The organism is Vibrio sp. 1288, assembly GCF_033344475.1.
In genome coordinates, this window is the sequence record NZ_JAWPOX010000008.1 from 91,586 (window position 1) to 112,637 (window position 21,052).

Consider the following 21,052-nt stretch of genomic DNA (forward strand, 5'->3'; position numbering starts at 1 on the left):
GGGCCTTTAATTAAGGTTACATTATGAAAATTAAAGCATTATCAAAGCTAAAGCCTGAAGAAGGCATCTGGATGACTGAGGTTGATAAACCTGAAGTCGGCCATAACGACATTCTGATCAAAATTAAGAAAACCGCTATCTGTGGTACAGACGTACACATCTATAACTGGGACGAATGGTCACAAAAAACCATTCCAGTGCCTATGGTTGTCGGTCACGAATACGTGGGTGAAGTGGTTGCGATTGGTCAGGAAGTTCGTGGCTTTGAAATCGGTGACCGCGTATCTGGCGAAGGTCACATCACGTGTGGTCATTGTCGTAACTGTCGTGGTGGCCGTACTCACCTATGTCGTAACACAATTGGTGTGGGTGTTAACCGTGAAGGTGCATTCGCTGAATACCTAGTGATCCCAGCGTTCAATGCGTTCAAGATCCCTGAAGGCATCTCTGACGATCTAGCGTCTATCTTTGACCCGTTTGGTAACGCAGTACACACAGCACTTTCTTTCGACCTAGTAGGTGAAGACGTGCTTATCACAGGTGCTGGCCCAATCGGTATCATGGCAGCTGCGGTTGCTAAACACGTTGGTGCTCGCCACGTAGTGATCACAGACGTGAACGAATACCGTCTAGAACTTGCTCGTAAGATGGGTGTAACACGCGCAGTAAACGTGGCTGAAGAGAAGCTAGAAGACGTAATGGCTGAGCTAGGCATGACAGAAGGCTTCGACGTTGGTCTAGAAATGTCTGGTAACCCAGCAGCATTCAACTCAATGCTAACCACAATGAACCACGGTGGTCGCATTGCACTACTAGGTATTCCACCGTCAGACATGGGTATCGACTGGAACCAAGTTATCTTCAAAGGCTTGGTGATCAAAGGTATCTACGGTCGCGAAATGTTCGAAACTTGGTACAAGATGGCTTCACTGATCCAATCTGGTCTGGATCTATCGCCAATCATCACGCACCACTACAAGATTGATGACTTCCAAGAAGGCTTCGATGTAATGCGCAGCGGTATGTCAGGCAAAGTTATTCTTGATTGGGAATAACTTATTCAAGTAAGAAATGCGCTCCTTTTTGGGGCGCATTTTTGTTTCATGAAGATTTTTGTTTCGGGAAGAAATGGTCGCCAATCTTTTCTAAACTTCTCGTATCGTTCTGCTACTTTTTTTAGATTTTTTCCACTCAACTTCACCCTACCTTCTAACTAATTGTCAATTCTGTATTTGGAACAAGATAATAACCATTTGTTTTTAGAGGTTATTTTTAGCATTACATGCTTAAAAATCGTCATTTTTAAGTTTAATGTTTTTATTTTCCGTTCGTCTTTATCCTTATCCTGCTTCTTTTTATTGTTTTACATTTTATATGCATTTGGTTTGTCATAATTGAGCTATAACTAATAAAAAGGTTACCGATATACAGTGGAATGTAAAAATGGAGCTTTATATGAAAAGATTTTATCTGATGATGCCTCTGCTCTTAACCTCATTTAGTTGGCAAGCGAATGGAGCGTCAGTGAGCGGTACGATTGATGTTTCAATTAACCTTGTACAAGGTTGTGTGATTAATGGAAATAATGCGGTAGATGCAGCTTCTGGCGTTGGCTTTGGCTCACTCGCCTTTGGAGACGTGCCTGCAATCTTCAGTGAACAAGATGGTGTGGTAAATGGTGGTAGTGCGACGGGTATTGAAGTGCTTTGTAGTAATGGTGTGACACCGACGTTTACATTGGGCACCGGATTGTATGATGCAAGTGCGACCGTTGGTACCTACGCGATGTCAAATGGCGCGCAATTTATTGATTATACGTTGTTTACCGACTCAGACCGAAGCACACAAATTATACAAGGTGGGACGGTAGCTCTGTCTGAATTTACTAGTGCAACATCGCAAACTATTGAGCTTTTTGCGAAAGCTTACGGTACGAGCAGCATTGCCGGTACATACTCCGATACCATCAGTGTGACGCTAAGCTGGTAAAACGTGACGCTGGTTGTTAGGGGCTTTTCACTTGTCGCGATGAGTTTGTGTTCTTTAACTGTGCTGGCTGATGCGACACAAACTTTTCAGGTGTCTGCCACCGTAGATACAGGTTGTTTGATTAACGGCGCAGTACAAGAAGAAAGCGCAACCCAAGCCGGGCAAATAGGCACGTTAGATTTTGGTGAGCATTCTTCAGTTTACGTGACGGAAGTACAAGGCAGCATCACTTACAGTTCATCACTCACATTAAGTTGTACTCCGGGTATTACGATGAATGTTTCCGTAAATGGCGGGATGAATGCATCGGATGGTGTACGTAAGCTAAAGCACAGTGAAGAAGCGACAACGGTAGATTACTTTTTGTTTCAGGATCTAAATTATACGCAGGTGCTTGATATTGACACGCAATATTCCGTCGATACTGACCAAGACCCAGATAATATTCAGTTTCCTATCTGGGCAAAGGCGACAATAAATGGGAATGAAATGGCTGGAATTTATATGGATACGCTTACGCTGACATTAGAGTGGTAAGTGAACTTTGGAGGGGTGAAATGGAATTCATACTCAAAAAACTATTATTAATAACCTTCCTTTTTGTTTTTTTCTCAAATGCCAACGCTAACTCATTATTAATTTGGCCGATTTACCCCAAAATATCAGAGGAGAGTAATGCAACATCACTTTGGATGGTAAATAAAGGCAGTGTTGATTCTTATTTACAGGTGAGAATTTTTAAGTGGGAACAAAACGAAGGAGAAGATAGCTATTCAAGTCAAAGCCAGTTAATTGCAACCCCTCCGTTTGTCAAAATTGAACCAGGTGAAAAGCAGTTAATCCGCATCATCAACCAAGATGAGGCCTCTGCGGGTAAGGAGTATGCATACCGAGTGATCATAGATGAATTACCGCCAACTCAAAACCCTCAAACAGAATTGACGGAAAATGAACTCGCTGTCAAAGTCCGAATGCGTTACTCGATACCTTTGTTTATTTACGGGAAAGGGCTGACTGATACTCAAACACCAAACCGTGACAGTGAATTATGGGGTGATTTACAGGCACAGTTTATTAAGAAAAATAATCAGCGTTTTGTTCACATTAAAAATTCAGGAAAACACCATGTTCGCTTAGTGAATTTACAGTTGAATCTACCAAATAAAGATCCTGTCGTTATTTCCGATGGACTAGCTGGCTATATTCTTCCTGAACAGTATAAGGTTTGGTCTATTCCCCATAGTAATGTCAGGCCCTTGAGTTTGAGCGCGAATATTGGAGGTAAACGTTACCAAATACCATTGAAGCAATAATGAATAGATTTAATACAATGAATGCTTTCTTGTGGTTGGTATTACTTAGCGTAACGTGGAGCAGTATTGGTCTTTGTGCAAATTCAGCAAACCACTTCTCTGAGCTACCGAGTCCTGAAAATTTCTCATTAGAAAAGTTTGAGAATATTAGCCTCAATCTGGAGTTGGTGATCAATCAAAGAGCAACAGGGCTTGTTGCGAAAGTTGAGCGAGTTGGCGATCAGTTCTTTTTGCTCCGGGAGGACCTCATTTCAGTTGGGGTTACCGCCACGTCGTTGCCTGGAACCGAAGAGAGACTTGAGGTTACGTCTATCCCAGGTGTTAACGTGCGTTACTTGCAATCGTCATTGCAACTCGCAATTGACGTACCGCCTAATTGGTTACCGATGCAGAGCTTATCAGCGCAGGATATGGGGCGATTTTCCCCGGCTCAGTTTGGGCGTGGTGGCCTGCTTAACTACAACGTATTTGGTGTGTACGAGAACGAAAGCCGACAAAAGGAGGTTTCTATAAATCATGAAGTCAGAGCCTTTTCTGAGTTTGGCGTTTTTTCTACTACCGGGATATTTAAATCTAACTTTCATCGCGATGTTCAGTCCCAGCAAAGCAGCCAGTACACTCGTTTTGATACGAGTTACGAGTACGTCAATCAAGAGAAGCGAATTCGTATAGAGGTAGGGGACTATATTGTTCGCCCTTTATCTTGGAGCCAACCAGTAAGACTGGCGGGTATTCAGTTGTCGCATGATTTCTCTATGCGTCCGGATGTCGTGACGACGCCGTTACCTGCATTTTACGGTGAGGTCACAGCGCCCACTACGTTAGATTTGTTTATCAATGGCTTTAAAACTGACTCAATGAATGTTGGGCCCGGTCCTTTCATTATTAACGATATTCCAATGCTCTCTGGTGCTGGGGAAGCAACGGTAATTGCAACGGATGCTCAAGGTAAGCAAACGGTCATGACCAGCCCATTTTTTCTCTCTTCCGATCTACTCAAGACCGGATTTACATCTTACAGTGCGAGTATTGGTGCGATCAGAGAAAATTTCGGTAATGCATCTAACGACTATGGAGACGGTGGCGTGGTTACCGCTCTGCGTCATGGCATGACTGATTGGTTAACATTAGAAGCTCAAGCCGAAGCAAAAGATGACCTGATCGTTGCGGGGCTGGGCTTTGTCACCAATGCTTTCAATTTAGGTACGGTGGATGCCTCGTTTCGTGTGAGTAATTTTCAGGATCAATCTACCTCATATGCGCTAGGTTATAGTTATCAGTCTCGGCGGTTTAGCTTCGCTGCTCGAACTCAAGTAGAACAAGCCGACTTTTATACCTTATCTCATTTACCAAATTACGAAATGCTCGATGACGGCAAGGACGCTTCACTCGCGTCGCGCCATCTATCACAAATCAATATGGGAGTCCGTTTGGGAGATTGGGGCTCACTTTCTGGTGGGTACTTTGATATTCAACAATCCGACTCAGATTCACGTACCCTAAATCTTACTTATAGCTACGCTCTGCCTTTTAATATCAATATGTCCCTGTCTTACAACCATAGTATTGGTGGTCAGAGTGTTACGTTGGCGCAATTCTCTCTACCTTTCAGTTCTTTGGGGGGAAGTTCGGGGCTAACGCTGAAAAGAGAGGATGATGGCGATGTGCGAGGGCGAGTGGGTTACAGCCGCCTTGCGCCAATACGAGGTGGATGGGGCGTCAATTTAGCGCATGATATTAACGAACACCCAGAAAACCGTAAACAGGCTGATTTGACCTACCGTGCGTCATGGGCGCAGTTCAGAGCGGGGTTAAATGGCACCAGTGGCGACTATGATTATTTTGCGGAAATGGCAGGTTCGGTCTCTACGTTGGATGGAGAAATATTCCCAGCGAATGAAGTGTATGACAGCTTCGCTGTGGTGAGCACCAGTGGTTTTGAAGGTATTCCGGTTAAATATGAAAATCAAATTGTCGGAGTGACAGATGATGAAGGTTACTTACTTGTTCCTTGGGCTACGGCGTATTACACCGCCAAATATGAAATCGATCCACTTAATTTACCTGCCAATGCTGCGTTTTCTGCAACAGAGCAGTTTGCTTCGATACATTCGGGCTACGGCTACCTGTTAGAGTTCCCAATAGAGCTACAAATTGCACTGAGCATGACGGTGGTAGACGAAAATCATTTGTTCCTTCCGATTGGTACATATGGCCGCTCAGAAACGGGCTTAACAAGCCAAATTGGTTGGGATGGTTTTACGTACTTTGAAGGCGTTGACCCAGGCCGCTATATTCAGTTTTATCCTCAAGGACAGTCGCCATGTAAAGTGTTTATTGAGGGGTTGTATCAGCGTGACAGTCAAAAAATACAAACATTGCCTGAGCAGGTTTGTATCAAAGCCGAAGAAGAGACCACACTATGATTTTGCGCAGCTGGTTTGCTAGCCTACTTCTCTTTTTCTCGTGCTCGACAATGGCTTGTCAGCTCACGGCGGCAGCACCTTTAATCTTGTTTGGCAATGTTTCTTCGTTTACTGTTTCAAGCTCTCAGCAGCAAAGCTCAGCTCAGCCTCATGCGGGGATTACGTGTGACTTTTCTACACTTGTGTCTTTGTTAAGTGGCGACTACGTATCAGCAACGTTTAACAGTATAAATAATGGTTTGCTATTAAATGAGGATGATTCGAGTTCGGAGCTCAGCTATCAGATTTTTGGCGATCCAGGTTTTTCACAAGAGTATGTATTCGGCCAAACTTACAATTTTTTTGAAATCGGGTTACTCGATTTACTCGGGTTGTTTGGCACTCAAGCCGAGTTTCCGCTCTATGCTCGGACGGGAGTGGGTAGTAATCTTTCCGCTGGGACTTATAAAGACCAAATCACCGTATCCTGGATTTGGGATTACTGTAAGGGTATCGGGGTTCTAGGGGTATGCATTGGCCGCGCCAATGGCAGCGCTCAAAGCGTGATTACGGTTGAGTTGGAAGTGACCCCTGATTGTATGATCACAGCGCCAGATATTGATTTTGGTTCGTCCCCATTAGTGGCCGGTTTTGAACCAGTCAGTCAGGTTATATCGTTAACTTGTACCAAGAATAGTTCCTTCTCCATTGGCTTGAATGACGGCCTAAATGCGTCCGGCGGTCAGCGGCGAATGATTTCTAGTGGTCACTATTTGGAGTATGAAATCTATAAGTCATCAACGATGGAGCGCTGGGGAGGCACCAGTTCTGAACGTCGTGAACACGGTGACGTCGATACTGGCGGCTCCATTCCGGATGGTATCACTCCACAGAATTATAATTATCGCGCGCAGATACTAACCAGCCAAACGACCCCTCCTGCAGGTACTTACACCGATTCAATAATCGTTGACGTTCAATTTTGAGCATCATGTCAATTACATCATTAGAGGCTTCTATTCCAAAAATCTTTTGTAATCATAGTTTTCACTCTGTCACTGCTTAATTTTGTGAGATTAGTATGGCTTTATTCTCACGGAATTTAACTTTCAGAAATAAGGAAAATGATGAAGAAGTCACTAACAACACTAGGTTTGGCACTGGTATTTACAGGAACAGCTTATGCAGCAAGCTGGGGCTACGAGGGAAACCATGGGCCAGCTCATTGGGGTGAGTTTGCATCTGAGTGCGCAAAAGGTCAAAACCAGAGCCCAATCAACATTGAATCGGCGACCGAAGCGAAGCTAGAAAAATTGAATTTCGACTACGAAGGTAAGGCAATTTCACTGCTGAACAACGGTCACACTTTACAGACTGGTTTAGAAGGTAAAAACACACTCACCATTGATGGTAAAGAGTTTACGTTGAAACAATTCCACTTCCATACGCCATCTGAAAACCATGTGGACGGTAAAGAATACCCTCTAGAAGCACACTTTGTGCATGCCGACAAAGTAGGTCATCTAGCTGTTGTCGCGGTGTTCTTTAAACTGGGTGACGCGAACCCAGATCTAGCTAAGATGCTAGCTAACATTCCAACTAAAGATCAAGATGTTACCATCAAGGTTCCATTTGATGCTGATGCCCTTATCCCAAGTGATAAAGACTACTACCGCTTTAACGGCTCACTAACGACACCACCATGCTCTGAAGGTGTGCGTTGGTTGGTGATGAAAGAAGCACAAACTATTTCTCCTGAGCAGATAAAATCTTTTTCGGAAGTAATGGGGAAAAACAATCGCCCAATCCAACCGCTGAATGCACGTATAGTGTTAACGCAACAATAACCACTTCATGCGAAGAAAAATAAAAAGCCCGCTTAAACACAGCGGGCTTGATTATTTGGGTATTGGTGAGAACTAGAAGCCGTGATCTTCTTGCTCTTCCGCTTTTACCATTTGTATAGGATCAAGCTTAAGCGTCTGAGTAGGGAACGCGATATCTGCATCGTGTTCTTTAATGATGTTGATTACCTTAAGCAGTATGTCCTGCTTAACCTCATGGTATCTCACCCAATTCACGGTTTTAGTAAAGGTATAGATAAAGAAGTGCAATGATGATGGACCGAATGTATCGAAGTTGACGATAAGTGTTTGGCGTGCATCAATGTCTTTGTGATTTTTCAGCATTTCTTTTACCGCGGTGATAATTTGCGGCATTTTTTCAGCATCGTCGTAACGAAGTCCAATTTTTTCGTAGATACGTCGGTTCAGCATGCGAGATGGGTTTTCTACGACAATGCTGCTAAACACTGAGTTTGGCACATACAGTGGACGCTTATCGAAAGTTCGGATAATGGTCATACGCCAGCCAATGCGTTCTACCGTCCCCTCTATTTGTCGGTCTGGAGAACGGATCCAATCGCCAACTTTAAATGGACGATCGAAGTAGATCATAAGACCTCCAAAAAAGTTAGACAGCAAATCCTTCGCCGCTAAACCGACGATCAAACCACCAACACCACCGAAGGTAAGTAGGCCCGATAGTGACAGACCAAATGCCTGCATTACGGTTAGAATTCCGACGGTAATAAAGAACAGGCGCGCGACCTTAGCTATCGCTTGTACTGTTGTTTCATCTCGGTTCTTTTGTTCGAGAACATGCTCTTCAACATTGGTAATGAGCCGCATAACGGTCCATACGAAGATGCTGATGATTAAAATCAGTTTCAGCGTACTTAACCAGTTTATTTTATCGTTGAGCTCGCTCTCTAATATGATGCCGATAGAGACGGTTGCTGGCCAACACCAAATGAGTGTACTGACTGGCGCTTTTAGCGCATCAAGCAACATGTCATCCCAGTGGAAGGGCGTTTTCTCTACGAGCGCAGCGAGGCGAGAGCGGATCAGCCGCCAAGCTATCCAAGCTATAAAGCTAGCGAGCGTAATGAAAAGGACGCTTCCACTCCAATTTTGATGAGACGTTTCAATGTAGCTTTGTAATTCGGTAAACCACTGTGGCATATGTAACTTATTTCTAGTGAACCATGGAAGGAAAGGTAGCAGATATTACTCCTTCACCCCAGTGATTTCCTTTAAATCATTTACTTATGTCTAAACCGTCCGAGATGGACTTTTCCTTCCGATGACAAGAGAGTCACCTCAATGTTCTGTTGAGCGACCGCCTCATGCATGTTCAGAGGTACGCTACCAATGATTGAGGGTTGATATTTGGACGATCAATTATAACTTCTCTGACTTATCGCTAACATTTATCTTAAGTAAGTGTGAGAGTGTATTGGCTCTTGAATTAGCGGAGGCAGATATGGAATTTACAGAGCTGGATCGAAACGCGCTCTACGACATCTGGATGTCACAAAAAGCCAAAATGCACATCACTCAAATGGAAATGGCTAAGCGCCTTGGTTTGAGTCTACACGAGTTTTCTGGCTTGTTACGTGGTAATTCTCCACTGACGCTAGGTTTTGTAAAACAGCTATGCGAGCAGCTACATGTACGTCCTGGTCAGGTGATTCCGTCTTTGACGGAGCGTGATCTATCTACATCTGGTACCGTTTATTTACAAAATCGTGTGACGGTGGATGGTGATATCAGTAACGTGTTTATCGACGGAAACCAAGTCGTGATCGAGTACGTTCACCAAGTTAGCTAGCTTGCTCGTCAAATTATCGGGTTGAAGAGCAATAAAAAACGAGCCACTGTTGGCTCGTTTTTTCGTTTCTGTTTTGCTCGCTCGCAAAGATTATGGGATTTTCACTAGCGAATCGCGTGAAAGATCCGCGATAGACTTAGCTCCAGTCAGCGTCATTGCTACACGCATTTCTTTATCGTACAGATCCAGTAGATTTTCAACGCCTGCTCCGCCTTGTGCTGCCAATGCGTACACAAATGAACGACCAAGAAGCGTACAGTCTGCACCAAGTGCGAGCATACGAACGACATCAAGACCAGTACGAATACCAGAGTCTACGAAGATCTTAAGATCACCTTTTACTGCATCAGCAATGCTTGGTAGTGCTTTAGCACTTGAAAGTACGCCATCTAACTGACGGCCACCATGGTTAGATACCACAATGCCATCCGCGCCGAAACGTACCGCATCTTTCGCGTCTTCTTCATCTAGAATGCCTTTGATAACCATTGGGCCATCCCAAAAATCACGAATCCACTCAAGATCTTTCCAGGAGATAGAAGGGTCGAAGTTTGCGCCTAACCAGCCGATGTAATCTTCTAGCTTTGTTGGTTCACCACGATAAGTTGAGATATTACCTAAGTCGTGCGGTTTACCAAGTAGACCCACATCCAGCGCCCAGCTTGGGTGGCGCATCGCCTGGAATACACGACGCATGGCCGCGTTAGGGCCACTCATACCTGAGTGCATGTCACGGTAACGTGCGCCAGGAACTGGCATATCAACGGTAAACACCAGCGTTGTTACGCCTGCTGCTTTTGCACGCTCAAGTACGTTTTTCATAAAGCCACGATCTTTCAGCACGTAAAGCTGGAACCACATTGGACGTTCAATTGAAGGTGCGACTTCTTCAATCGGACAAACCGAAACAGTTGACATAGTAAATGGGATGCCTTTTTTCTCGGCTGCTTTTGCTGCTTGCACCTCGCCTCGGCGCGCGTACATACCAGTTAGACCAACAGGAGCTAGCGCGATTGGCATTGCCAGTTTCTCACCGAAGATCTCGGTTTCGAGGCTCAAATCTGTCATATCGCGTAGGACGCGTTGGCGAAGAGCGACATCACCTAAATCGTCAGTATTACGCTTCAGCGTGCGTTCGTCGTAAGAGCCGCCATCAATATAATGGAATAGAAACGGGGGAAGCTTGGCTTTCGCGGCAGCGCGGTAGTCAGTAGAAGCTGAGATAATCATAATGGTGTCCTAGCGGTTATTCTAAGCAAAGTTGTGGAGCAATTTGCTCTTTCGTTGAGTCTTCATCGCAAAGCAGTGAAGACATCAAAATGAGTATAGTTACCTATGGTTCACTTACGTTTGAACCGATGATGTTGGTAACCCATTTACATAATTGGTTGAAAAATTTTATTAAATCACTCAATCAGTTATGCAAACTGGAAAGGATGACACAGCTGTCGGGGGAATTGATGTAGCAAGCTAAATCAACATGTCGGGGTAGTAGTGCAGACAGCTGTGTCAAATTAGGCAGGGCTGTAAACCCTGCGTTTCGCGTTACTTCATTAAGACATCTGTCATTTGGAAGCCATAAATCAGAACCAATCCAATAATGCCTGTCATTACAATGTAGTAGAACGTAGGGATAATCGTTTTACGCAATGTTGCGCCTTCTCGACCAAGCAAGCCTACCGTGGCTGATGCGGCAACAACGTTGTGAATCGCAATCATGTTACCTGCGGCAGCACCGACGGCCTGGAGTGATACAACAATCACACTCGAAATAGACAACGTTTGTGCCACTTCGAATTGGAACTGGCTGAACATCATATTTGATACCGTGTTTGAGCCAGCGATGAACGCACCCAGTGCACCAACGGTGGCACTCAGCGCTGGGAACGCAGAACCAACAAGGTCAGAGGCGAAGTTTGCGGTTGTGACGGGCATACTTGCTAGGTCAGCACCGTTGATGCCTGAGTTGATAAAGATACGAACCATCGGAATGGTAAATACCAAGACAAAACCCGCCCCAATCAGTGTTTTGCTTGACTCGCCAAACGCTTCACGCAATGGCTTTACACTACCGCTTTGTAACATTGCAGCAAGTAGTGCGACAAACACCAGAATGCCACCAGGAAGGTATAACGGCTGAATCGCAGCGCTAACGCCAGTCTCACCAAGAATGTTGCTGAACGACAAACTTACGCTTTGTACAAAGCCTTTCAGCTCAGGGCTTACGCGGCTTGCGACGAGAATAACTGCCAGCATTACATATGGAACCCAAGCTTTTACGATGCTCATTGGCTTGCCCGGATTGTCGTTTAGATCGACTTTTAGCGAGCCTAACCACTCTGCAGGCCACTTGTCTTCGCTTTCGAAATCCCACTTAGTCTTTGGTACTAAGAAGCCTTTTTTCGCTGCGGTAACAACGATAGACAGACCAACCAAACCACCGATAAGTGAAGGGAACTCTGCACCTAAGAAAACACCGGTTAACGCGTATGGAACGGTAAAAGAGACACCAGCGAATAGTGCAAATGGTAGAATATCCAGACCTTCACTCCAGCTTCTGTTCTTGCCGAAGAAACGTGTTAACATCATCGCCATTAATACTGGGATCATCGTACCTACGACTGCGTGAATGACAGCAACGTGCGCTGTGATATCTTGCAGGTACATTTCCCACGTTGCACCTTGTGCGGCCAACGACTCACTGATGTTATGGGTGTCTAAACCTTTGTTTACACCTACGATGATAGGCGTGCCTACCGCGCCGAATGAAACAGGCGTTGACTGAATCATCATGCCCATAAGGACAGCGGCTAGCGCAGGAAAGCCGATTGCAACCAGTAGTGGTGCAGCGATTGCTGCCGGGGTACCGAACCCAGATGCGCCTTCAATGAACGAGCCAAAGCACCAAGCAATGATGATGGCTTGTACACGGCGGTCAGCCGAAATATCGGTAAATCCATTACGGATTGTGGTGATCGCTCCAGTGTGTTTTAAAGTGTTGAGCAAGAAGATGGCACCAAACACGATCCATAGAACAGAGACAGTAATGCCCAGTCCTTGGAATACGGAGGCCAGTACGCGATTGGCTGACATATCCCAAAACATTAGTGCGATAGCGACGGTTAGACCGAACGCAACAGGCATGGCTTTTTTAGCAGGCCAGTTGAGACCAACCAATAAGATGGCGGCAACAACAATTGGCGAAAATGCCACTAGGGCAAGTAGGGTTTCACTCATTTGTACATCCTTCGTACGCTGACTTCTCGAACGGTGTCAATCCGCTGTAGAGGTGACTTTTTGTTGTAATGGTTTTGTTAATTTGGCGTGAATTTACTCCTTTATTTTTTGTTGATATAGGGAAATAATGAAAATAATTAATTCCAAAAGTGACATAATGGTATGAGAGCAGACGACTTAATCCTATTTTCTCAAGTAATCGAACTTGGCAGCTTTAGTAAGGTTGCAGAGGCAAATAACCTTACAAATTCGGTAGTTAGCAAAAGAATGGCGAGGTTGGAGGAAGAAATAGGGGCTCAGCTATTATATCGAACAACGCGCAAATTAACCTTGACCGAGGCAGGTAAGGTGTTACTCCACAGTGCTAAAAATGTGAAGCAGGCCACTCAGGAGGCTATGGATGCTGTTGCAGGCTTTGGAGAGAATGTGAGCGGTCATATAAAAATGTCCGTGCCGTGTATCTCTGGAGATTTGATACTTGCTGATGCTGTTGCCGAATTTTGTAACCTTCATCCGGGTCTGACCGTGGACATGTCATTGGATAATCGCTTTGTCGATTTAGTGGCTGATGGTTACGATTTAGTCATTCGAACTGGCTACTTAGCCGACTCTAGTTTGATCGCACGACATATTCTCGATTCCCAATGGGTGGTATGCGCGTCACCTTCTTATATTGCGAAAAATGGGAAACCGATCGAGCCGATTGATCTCACCACGCACAATTGTCTGCAATACGCTTACCAAACCACAGGTGCAACGGATTGGGAGTTTAAAGGAGAAGATGGCAATTACATCGTCAAAGTATCGGGCTGCTTTTCTACTGATAACGCGACCGCATTACGTAAAGCCGCTCTGGGCGGCCATGGTATTGCTTACGTCCCGCGCTGTTTGGTGTATCACGATATTCGTAATGGTCAACTGGTGGATATTTTTCCTGAATTAGTAGGTAAAAAGTTGGGTATCTACGCGGTGTATCCGTTTACTCGTCAACCACCGAACAAAGTGAAGCTGCTTATTGAGCACATTCGTGACCGATACTTAACGATATCTCATTATTTCTAGGTTCTTCATAGATTTAAAACAATGTCGTTGAAATCAAAATAGGGTGCTCTAAGGTAATCACCGCAATAAAACGATTGAAGATAAACAACTTAATAAAAACAACGGAGTAACACGGACGTTATGCATTACCCAAAAACACGTAAAGATTCTGTCGTGGACACTTATTTTGGTCACGACATTACCGACCCTTATCGCTGGTTAGAAGATGATCGCAGTGAAGAAACCGCTCAATGGGTTTCGGGTCAAAATTCGGTCACCTTCGATTTCCTTGGTCAGATACCGTACCGCCAACAAATCCGTGACTTAGTGGCGAAGAGTCAAAACTACGAAAAATATTCCCAGCCATTTGTACGTGGTGACTACACCTACTTCTACAAAAACGACGGTTTGCAAAACCAAAGCGTATTGTATCGACGTAAAGGCGAGGGAGAAGCCGAGGTTTTCCTTGATCCAAATACTTTCTCCGAAGAGGGCACTACCTCTCTTGGCGAAGTTAGCTTCTCTAAAGATTATCGTTTGGTCGCGTATTCCATCTCGGAAGGGGGCAGTGATTGGCGCAAAATCTTTGTTATTGATGCGGAAACCAAAGAACAGTTAGAGCCTGAGATTGTGGATGCAAAGTTTACGTCGATTTCTTGGTTGGGCAGCAAAGGCTTCTATTACTCTAGCTATGATAAGCCGCAAGGCAGTGAGTTATCTGCGCGAACTGAACATCACAAGCTTTATTATCATGAACTTGGTACACCTCAGTCTGAAGATAAAGTGATTTTCGGTGAGTTGGATACGCAGGTTCATCGTTATGTGTCTGGTACCACGACGACGGACGATCGCTTCCTCATTATTTCTGGCGCAGAATCCACATCGGGTAATCGTCTGTTTTATATTGATTTACAGTCTGAGTCCCAAGCGATTGTGACGCTTCGCGAGACAACGCAAGGCGACACCTACTTGATTGATAGTCAAAACGAAACCTTGCTGCTTTACACCAACCTAGATGCGCCGAACGGCAAAGTTGTCAGCTACAACACTCAGACAGAACAATGGGCTGACGTGATTGCTGAACAGGAACAGCCGTTAGAAATCAGCAAAGGTGGCGGTTATCTGTTTGCGACTTATATGGTGGATGTACTTTCTAAAGTGCAGCAGTTTAACTACCAAGGTGAATGGATTCGAGATGTAGAACTGCCGGGAGAAGGCACGGCTTATGGTCTAGCTGGCAAGTTAGAAGAAATTACACTTTACTACACATTCACTAACTATGTGACACCACCGACGATCTTCTCATTTGATGTTGAGTCTGGTGAATCGACGCTGTTTCAAGAATCAAAAGCGCCATTCGATCGCAGTGAGTATGAATCAAAACAGGTGTTCTACACCTCAAAAGATGGCACGCAAGTTCCGATGATCATCTCATACAAGAAGGACATCGCGCTTGATGGCAGTGCGCCAACCATGCTGTATGGTTACGGCGGTTTTAACATCAGCCTCACTCCGATGTTTTCTGGCAATGTGGCCAACTGGCTGGAATTGGGTGGTATTTACGCTGTAGCCAACATGCGAGGCGGCGGTGAATACGGTAAAGCTTGGCACAACGCAGGCACTCAGCAGCAAAAGCAAAACGTATTTGATGACTTTATTGCGGCGGCGGAATACCTGATTGAAAACGACTACACTAGCTCCGAGCGCCTAGCGATTCGTGGTGGTTCAAATGGCGGCTTGTTGGTTGGTGCGTGTATGACGCAACGTCCTGAGTTATTTAAGGTGGCGCTGCCAGCCGTAGGTGTGCTTGATATGCTGCGTTACCACACGTTTACGTCTGGAGAAGGCTGGAAGTATGACTATGGCACGTCTGAGCAAAGCGAAGCGATGTTCCAATACTTGCTTGGCTACTCTCCTGTTCACAATGTAAAAGAAGGCGTGCAATATCCTGCTACCTTGGTGACAACTGCTGATCACGACGATCGTGTGGTTCCAGCACATTCGTACAAATTTATTGCGGAGCTGCAAGACAAACAGCAAGGCGCTAATCCAGTATTGATACGCATTGATGTTAATGCCGGTCATGGTGCAGGAATGCCGCTGAGTAAGCAAATTGACCTCACCACAGACGTGTATGCATTTACGTTACATAATATGGGTATTGAGTCGATTTAATGCCTTAGTTACTCGAAGCTTCTGAGAATAAAAAATGCCGCGACTCTGTCGCGGCATTTTTCATGGTTGGGGGAACTCAATTCATACTGTTTACCAGTATTTGAGCCAGGTTGACTAAGTCTGACTCTTGAACCAACCAGTCTCGGCGGCCAAACCGAAAGGCAGCTATGCCATTCTTAAGACAAGATGAAATCATCACCTTTTCTTAATCCTAGTTTATGAATATGAAACTGTGATGAACCTAAGCCGCATTGTGCTGATTTTCACTGTTTTCAAGATCAAATGAGGCATCTATCAGTTTTTTCGTGTAGTCATTTTTAGGGTTTTGGAAAATATTTTCGGCTGTACCTTGTTCCATGACCTCGCCTTTTTGCATGACAAGAACACGATCAGAAAGGGCTTTGACGACTGATAGATCGTGGCTAATAAACAAGTAGCCAATATTGTGTTTTTTCTGCAAATCTTTCAGGAGATCAATCACAGTCAGTTGAACCGAGCGGTCCAATGCAGAGGTTGGCTCATCAAGCAAAATAAACGAAGGCTCAAGAATTAGTGCTCGCGCGATAGCAATACGCTGACGCTGGCCTCCCGAAAACTCGTGTGGATAACGGTTGATGGACGCGGGATCTAAGCGAACCTCTCGAAGCACGTCGCGTGCTTTCTGCATACGTTCTTTTTTACTCAACATTGGCTGGTGGACAGTTAATCCTTCAGTGATGATCTCGCCGATAGTCATACGAGGAGAAAGCGAACCATAAGGGTCTTGGAATACCATCTGAACGTCTTTTTTCAGCTCAAAACGTTCTTTGTTTGTCAGCAAGGCCATATCTTGGCCTTTATATTCTATTTTGCCAGTTGAGGGCAGTAGACCTATCAAAGCTCGGCCGAGTGTAGACTTACCTGAACCGGACTCCCCAACGATCCCGAGGGTCTCTCCTTGTTTAAGCTCAAGAGAAATGCCTTTTACCGCTTCGAAGTACTCATTCTTGCTCGCAATAAAATGCGACTTTACCAAGAATTTGACTCGTATATCGTCAGCCTTTAACAGCTGCGTAGCACTTTCGCTAATAGGCTCCTTACTGCCTTTAGGAATCGAATTGATTAGCATACGTGTGTATTCGTGCTTTGGGTCCTTGAAGAGTGTTTGTGTTTCGCCTTCTTCGACGACTTCTCCTTTACACATCACAATGACACGGTCTGCAAAGTGTTTTACGACGCCTAAGTCATGAGTAATAAATAGGATTGCCATGCCCATCTGAGCCTGAATTTCTTTAATCAGGTGCAACACTTCTGCTTGAACCGTGACATCCAACGCCGTTGTTGGTTCGTCGGCGATCAAAATATCGGGCTCGTTAATCAGTGCCATCGCAATCATGATACGTTGCAATTGACCACCAGAAAATTCGTGTGGGTACTTGTTGTACGCTTTTTCTGGGTTTGGCATATGAACCAATTCAAACAGCTCTAACACCTTTGCTTTTGCTGTTCGTTTGTCGACCGGGCGGTGACACATGATGGCCTCAGCGACTTGGATACCCACCCGCATGTACGGGTTTAGTGAGGTCATCGGCTCTTGAAAAATCATGCCAATGCGATCACCGCGAATACTTTGCATTTCACGCTCTGTTTTATCCAAGATGGAGCTACCCTCAAACATGATGGATGAGCTTTCATGCAAAATAGCGTTGTCTGGCAGTAGTTTCATCAGTGCATTGGTTGATACTGACTTGCCAGAGCCAGATTCGCCAACGATGGACAGCGTCTCGCCTGCTTTTAAATCGAAGCTAACATTCTTTACTGCATCGACGATACCATCGTTTGTCGTAAAGCTGACTGATAGGTTGTTCACCGAAAGAATGGTTTTAGAAGACATCACAGATCCTTGTGGTTGATAAAGCAAATGATACTCAAGTAATGGACAGCACAAACCTAGTTGTCCTCAATGCTTGAGCTTTAGATTAATTATACAGGTGAGAAGGCGAAGATTTTGCCGAACTCATTGCTTGCAAATGTAAGAACTGCTCATGTGCGCGCGTTACGTGCTCGAGTTCTATCATCCATTGAGCATTACGTTGGGCAGAGCAAAATGCCGCCATGTGAGCTAACAAGTCTTCGCTCTGTTGACCAAGTAGGTGACCTACGCGCTCAATCAGTTCATGGCTCTCTAGCTGCAAAAATTGAAATAGCGCGTAAGTTTGATTGAGTATTGAGAACGCATCATGCTGTAAGCCGAGTTTGTTGAGAATCTCTGATTGCGTCACGCTGGCATCTCTAAGCCCCGTAATGAGACATACAAACTGGCAAGGTTTAGTTTGTGCATTTTCTAGCGCTAGATGAATGTGGTTGGGTAGATTGTTGAGCACGTCGTCATATAAACGATGAGCTTCTGGCCAATGGCCTTGTTCCATCAGTTGCTCCGCTTTTAAGTAGCGCATCCAGCATTGCTCAATATTCATATCCATCTCCACAACATTTGATTTGTTTAGATATTAAATGAAATTGATTATCAATTGCAAGTGCGTGTTAATATCACTTATGTGTTCATAAAATGTCCAATCAATCTAGGGTGGAAGGTAAATCACTTAAAATTAAGCAAATAATCTCTACACTCAAATAACGAAAATAAGAAAAAAGGAAGTGGATATGGCAATACTAAGATTGGAAGCTAAGCAGCTATATTCTGTAGCAGATCTAGAGAATATGCCATGTAAGTCGACCAAGGAGTTACCTCCAATTGATGAAATCGTGGGCCAAGAGCGCGCGCAAAAAGCGGTCGAGTTTGCGATGTCCATCAAAGAGAAAGGGTATAACATCTACGCCATTGGTCAGAATGGGCTAGGTAAACGCACCATGATCTTGCGCTATCTGAATCGTCACCAGCACGATGCAGCAGCCCTGTTTGATTGGTGTTACGTTGCGAACTTTGAGGATACCCGTACACCAAAGGTATTAAAGCTGCCTTGTGGTATCGGAAATAAGCTACGTGTTGATATTGAAGCTTTAATGGGCAAATTATTAAATGCTTTACCCCTAGCATTCGACAATGAAATGTACTTTAGCCGCGCTGAGCGATTAAAAAATCAATTGGCAGCTAAGCAACAAAACGAGCTGGATCGTATTAGTCGAGAGGCAAAAGAAAAGGGCATCAGCCTAACACTGACTACGCAGGGGGATTATCAGTTTGTCGCCATGAACGGTGATGAGCTTCATACGGAAGAGTCCTTTGATGTACTAAGCAAAAAAGAACAAGAGCAATTCAGCGATGCTATTGATGAACTCGAAGTGCGATTGCGCTCGATGGTTCGTGAGCTTACGGAGTGGGAAGAGACATACAGCGATAAAATCAAAAAGCTCAATGATGAAGTGACGCTTGATGTGATTACTCACTTCATCAAAAAACTCAAAGTGGATTACGCGCAATATTCCGAAATCAAAACCTACTTAACTGAGCTGCAAAAAGATATTGTTGAAAACGCAGATATCTTCCTTGACCAAAGTGGCGAGCAAGGCGAAATTGCGACGGCATCCTTGGATAAAAAATTGCCACGTCGTTATAAAGTGAACGTCTTGGTAAGCCGTAAAAGCAGCGAATTTCCTATCGTTGTTGAAGAAAATCCCAACTATCATTCACTCTTCGGGTCGATTGAGACTGCCACTTTCAAGGGAACGGTGTTTACCGACTTCTCGCTGATTCGTGCAGGGAGCTTGCATAAGGCGAATGGCGGCGTTCTATTAATGGATGCTCAGAAAGTACTTGAACAGCCTTACGTTTGGGATGGTTTGAAGCGCGCATTGCGTGCTCGTCAATTGAGTTTTACGTCTCTAGAAAAAGAAGTCACATTGACGGGGGCGGTATCACTCGATCCTGAACCGATTCCGCTTGATATCAAAATTATCTTATTTGGTGATTACCGAACTTACCAATTACTCCAACATTACGATCCAGAGTTCAGCGAGTTGTTCCGTGTGACGGCAGATTTCGAAGACGAAATGAAACGTACGCCGGAGTCTGAGCTGCATTACGCGCGCTTTATCTCTAGCGTGGTGCATGACAACAATATGCTGCATTGCGATCGCAAAGCCATTGCTCGGATCATCGAATACAGCTCACGTTTGTCTGGCGACCAATCCAAGCTATCTCTACATTCGGCTAATATCGCCAACTTGCTTCGAGAGTCGAATTACGTGGCTCGTCAAGCCAACTCCAACATGATCCGTATTGGTCATGTTGAAGAGGCGCTCAATAACCAAGAAATGCGAGTAAGCCGATTACGCGATAACGTAATGGAAACCTTTATTAACGGCACAACGCTGATTCGCACCGAAGGAGAAGCCGTAGGCCAAGTGAACGCACTTTCGGTATTGAGCACTAGTGACTACATGTTTGGTGCACCGAATCGCATCACAGCGACGACGTGTTACGGTGATGGGGATGTTATCGATATCGAGCGCAGCGTGGATTTGGGGGGCAGTATTCACTCTAAGGGCGTAATGATTTTGTCTGCCTACTTATCTTCCGTATTTGGTAAAACGGCACGAGTGCCATTAACGACAACCATTACCTTTGAGCAATCTTATGGTGGTGTTGATGGTGATAGTGCCAGCATGGCTGAGTTATGTGCGGTTGTGTCTGCTTTTTCAAAGCAACCAAACCGACAAGACATTGCGATAACAGGGTCGATGAATCAATTTGGTCAAGCTCAGCCTATTGGTGGCGTAAACGAAAAGATCGAAGGCTTTTATGATGTGTGTGTAATTAAAGGTCGTCATGACGGGCAGGGAGTCATTATTCCGCGCTCTAATGTTCACAATCTAATGCTTCGTTCCGACATCGTGAAAGCAGTCGAAAAAGGCGAGTTTAATATTTGGGCGATTGACCATGTTACTGAAGCTATCGAATTGTTTACGGGGAAAGTTGCTGGTGAGCCAACCGATGAAGGTTCTTATCCAATCGATACCATTTTTGGCCTTGCTCAAGCTAAGCTCAATTCGTTGAGAAAATAGGCTGAAACCGTCCTAAATGTGAATGTATCTCATCATAAGTGATCATAAGTTATCATAACGACAATATCCCGACGCTACTGTCGGGATATTGTCAATAACAGATTGAAAATGGAGAGTTTTTGTACTAGACAAAAGTGTGATCGACCTCTAATATTCGCCACTTGTTTATTCGTCTGGGATTTATCCCGTCGCAAGGAAGCATAGATATTCAAACTG

16 protein-coding genes are annotated in these 21,052 nt (G+C 44.7%); 11 read left to right on the forward strand and 5 right to left on the reverse strand.

The genetic code is table 11. The features are described from left to right. Positions 1-23 precede the first annotated feature (23 nt). From tdh to R8O11_RS08355, 7 genes are all read left to right on the forward strand, one after another. Positions 24-1,055 carry an L-threonine 3-dehydrogenase gene (gene tdh / locus R8O11_RS08325; protein WP_005383983.1) on the forward strand — a complete coding sequence of 344 codons (1,032 nt, stop codon included), beginning with the start codon at positions 24-26 and terminating at the stop codon, positions 1,053-1,055. 388 nt (positions 1,056-1,443) lie between these two features. Then, positions 1,444-1,989: a spore coat U domain-containing protein gene (locus R8O11_RS08330; protein WP_021035866.1), complete on the forward strand. Its 546-nt coding sequence runs from the start codon at positions 1,444-1,446 to the stop codon at positions 1,987-1,989. A 39-nt stretch (positions 1,990-2,028) separates the two neighbouring features. After that, positions 2,029-2,526 (forward strand): spore coat U domain-containing protein, encoded by a 498-nt coding sequence (locus tag R8O11_RS08335; protein WP_005383978.1) that lies wholly within the window; start codon positions 2,029-2,031, stop codon positions 2,524-2,526. A gap of 20 nt (positions 2,527-2,546) precedes the next feature. Beyond that, positions 2,547-3,302 carry a molecular chaperone gene (locus R8O11_RS08340; RefSeq protein ID WP_158155475.1) on the forward strand — a complete coding sequence of 252 codons (756 nt, stop codon included), beginning with the start codon at positions 2,547-2,549 and terminating at the stop codon, positions 3,300-3,302. A gap of 17 nt (positions 3,303-3,319) precedes the next feature. Further along, positions 3,320-5,728 carry a fimbria/pilus outer membrane usher protein gene (locus tag R8O11_RS08345; RefSeq protein ID WP_213986635.1) on the forward strand — a complete coding sequence of 803 codons (2,409 nt, stop codon included), beginning with the start codon at positions 3,320-3,322 and terminating at the stop codon, positions 5,726-5,728. Further along, positions 5,725-6,693 carry a spore coat U domain-containing protein gene (locus R8O11_RS08350; protein WP_158155473.1) on the forward strand — a complete coding sequence of 323 codons (969 nt, stop codon included), beginning with the start codon at positions 5,725-5,727 and terminating at the stop codon, positions 6,691-6,693. Before R8O11_RS08345 ends, R8O11_RS08350 begins: the two co-directional genes overlap by 4 nt. 141 nt (positions 6,694-6,834) lie before the next feature. Next, entirely contained in the window at positions 6,835-7,554 is a 720-nt protein-coding gene (locus tag R8O11_RS08355) for a carbonic anhydrase (protein ID WP_158156056.1), read from the forward strand. 72 nt (positions 7,555-7,626) lie between these two features. On the opposite strand, the gene R8O11_RS08360 is transcribed toward R8O11_RS08355, so the two are convergent. After that, positions 7,627-8,730 carry a mechanosensitive ion channel family protein gene (locus R8O11_RS08360; RefSeq protein ID WP_005375107.1) on the reverse strand — a complete coding sequence of 368 codons (1,104 nt, stop codon included), beginning with the start codon at positions 8,728-8,730 and terminating at the stop codon, positions 7,627-7,629. A 301-nt stretch (positions 8,731-9,031) separates the two neighbouring features. Between R8O11_RS08360 and R8O11_RS08365 the strand changes: the two genes are divergently transcribed. Then, on the forward strand, positions 9,032-9,379 hold the full coding sequence (locus R8O11_RS08365; RefSeq protein ID WP_256899180.1) for a helix-turn-helix domain-containing protein: 348 nt from the start codon (positions 9,032-9,034) through the stop codon (positions 9,377-9,379). A 90-nt stretch (positions 9,380-9,469) separates the two neighbouring features. Here R8O11_RS08365 and lldD read toward each other — a convergent pair whose 3' ends face one another. Together lldD and R8O11_RS08375 are read right to left on the reverse strand one after the other, a co-directional pair. Continuing rightward, positions 9,470-10,609: an FMN-dependent L-lactate dehydrogenase LldD gene (gene lldD / locus R8O11_RS08370; protein WP_158155471.1), complete on the reverse strand. Its 1,140-nt coding sequence runs from the start codon at positions 10,607-10,609 to the stop codon at positions 9,470-9,472. Positions 10,610-10,924: 315 nt separating this feature from the next. Further along, positions 10,925-12,616 carry an L-lactate permease gene (locus tag R8O11_RS08375; protein ID WP_005375111.1) on the reverse strand — a complete coding sequence of 564 codons (1,692 nt, stop codon included), beginning with the start codon at positions 12,614-12,616 and terminating at the stop codon, positions 10,925-10,927. A gap of 162 nt (positions 12,617-12,778) precedes the next feature. On the opposite strand from R8O11_RS08375, the gene R8O11_RS08380 reads away from it, so the two are divergent. Continuing rightward, a complete protein-coding gene (locus R8O11_RS08380; protein WP_005375112.1) occupies positions 12,779-13,678 on the forward strand; it encodes a LysR family transcriptional regulator in 900 nt (299 codons plus the stop codon). 120 nt (positions 13,679-13,798) lie between these two features. Further along, complete coding sequence (locus tag R8O11_RS08385; protein ID WP_318194075.1) at positions 13,799-15,832, forward strand: prolyl oligopeptidase family serine peptidase; 2,034 nt, start codon at positions 13,799-13,801, stop codon at positions 15,830-15,832. 241 nt (positions 15,833-16,073) lie between these two features. Here the strand turns inward: R8O11_RS08385 and R8O11_RS08390 are convergent, their stop codons facing one another. Together R8O11_RS08390 and R8O11_RS08395 are read right to left on the reverse strand one after the other, a co-directional pair. Beyond that, entirely contained in the window at positions 16,074-17,705 is a 1,632-nt protein-coding gene (locus tag R8O11_RS08390; protein WP_171342461.1) for an ABC transporter ATP-binding protein, read from the reverse strand. A gap of 85 nt (positions 17,706-17,790) precedes the next feature. Then, positions 17,791-18,288 carry a hypothetical protein gene (locus tag R8O11_RS08395; RefSeq protein WP_005375116.1) on the reverse strand — a complete coding sequence of 166 codons (498 nt, stop codon included), beginning with the start codon at positions 18,286-18,288 and terminating at the stop codon, positions 17,791-17,793. Between the two features lie 187 nt (positions 18,289-18,475). Here R8O11_RS08395 and R8O11_RS08400 point away from each other — a divergent pair, with 187 nt between their 5' ends. Further along, positions 18,476-20,836, forward strand: a complete 2,361-nt coding sequence (locus tag R8O11_RS08400) for a Lon protease family protein (protein ID WP_005375118.1) — start codon at positions 18,476-18,478, stop codon at positions 20,834-20,836. Positions 20,837-21,052 lie beyond the last annotated feature (216 nt).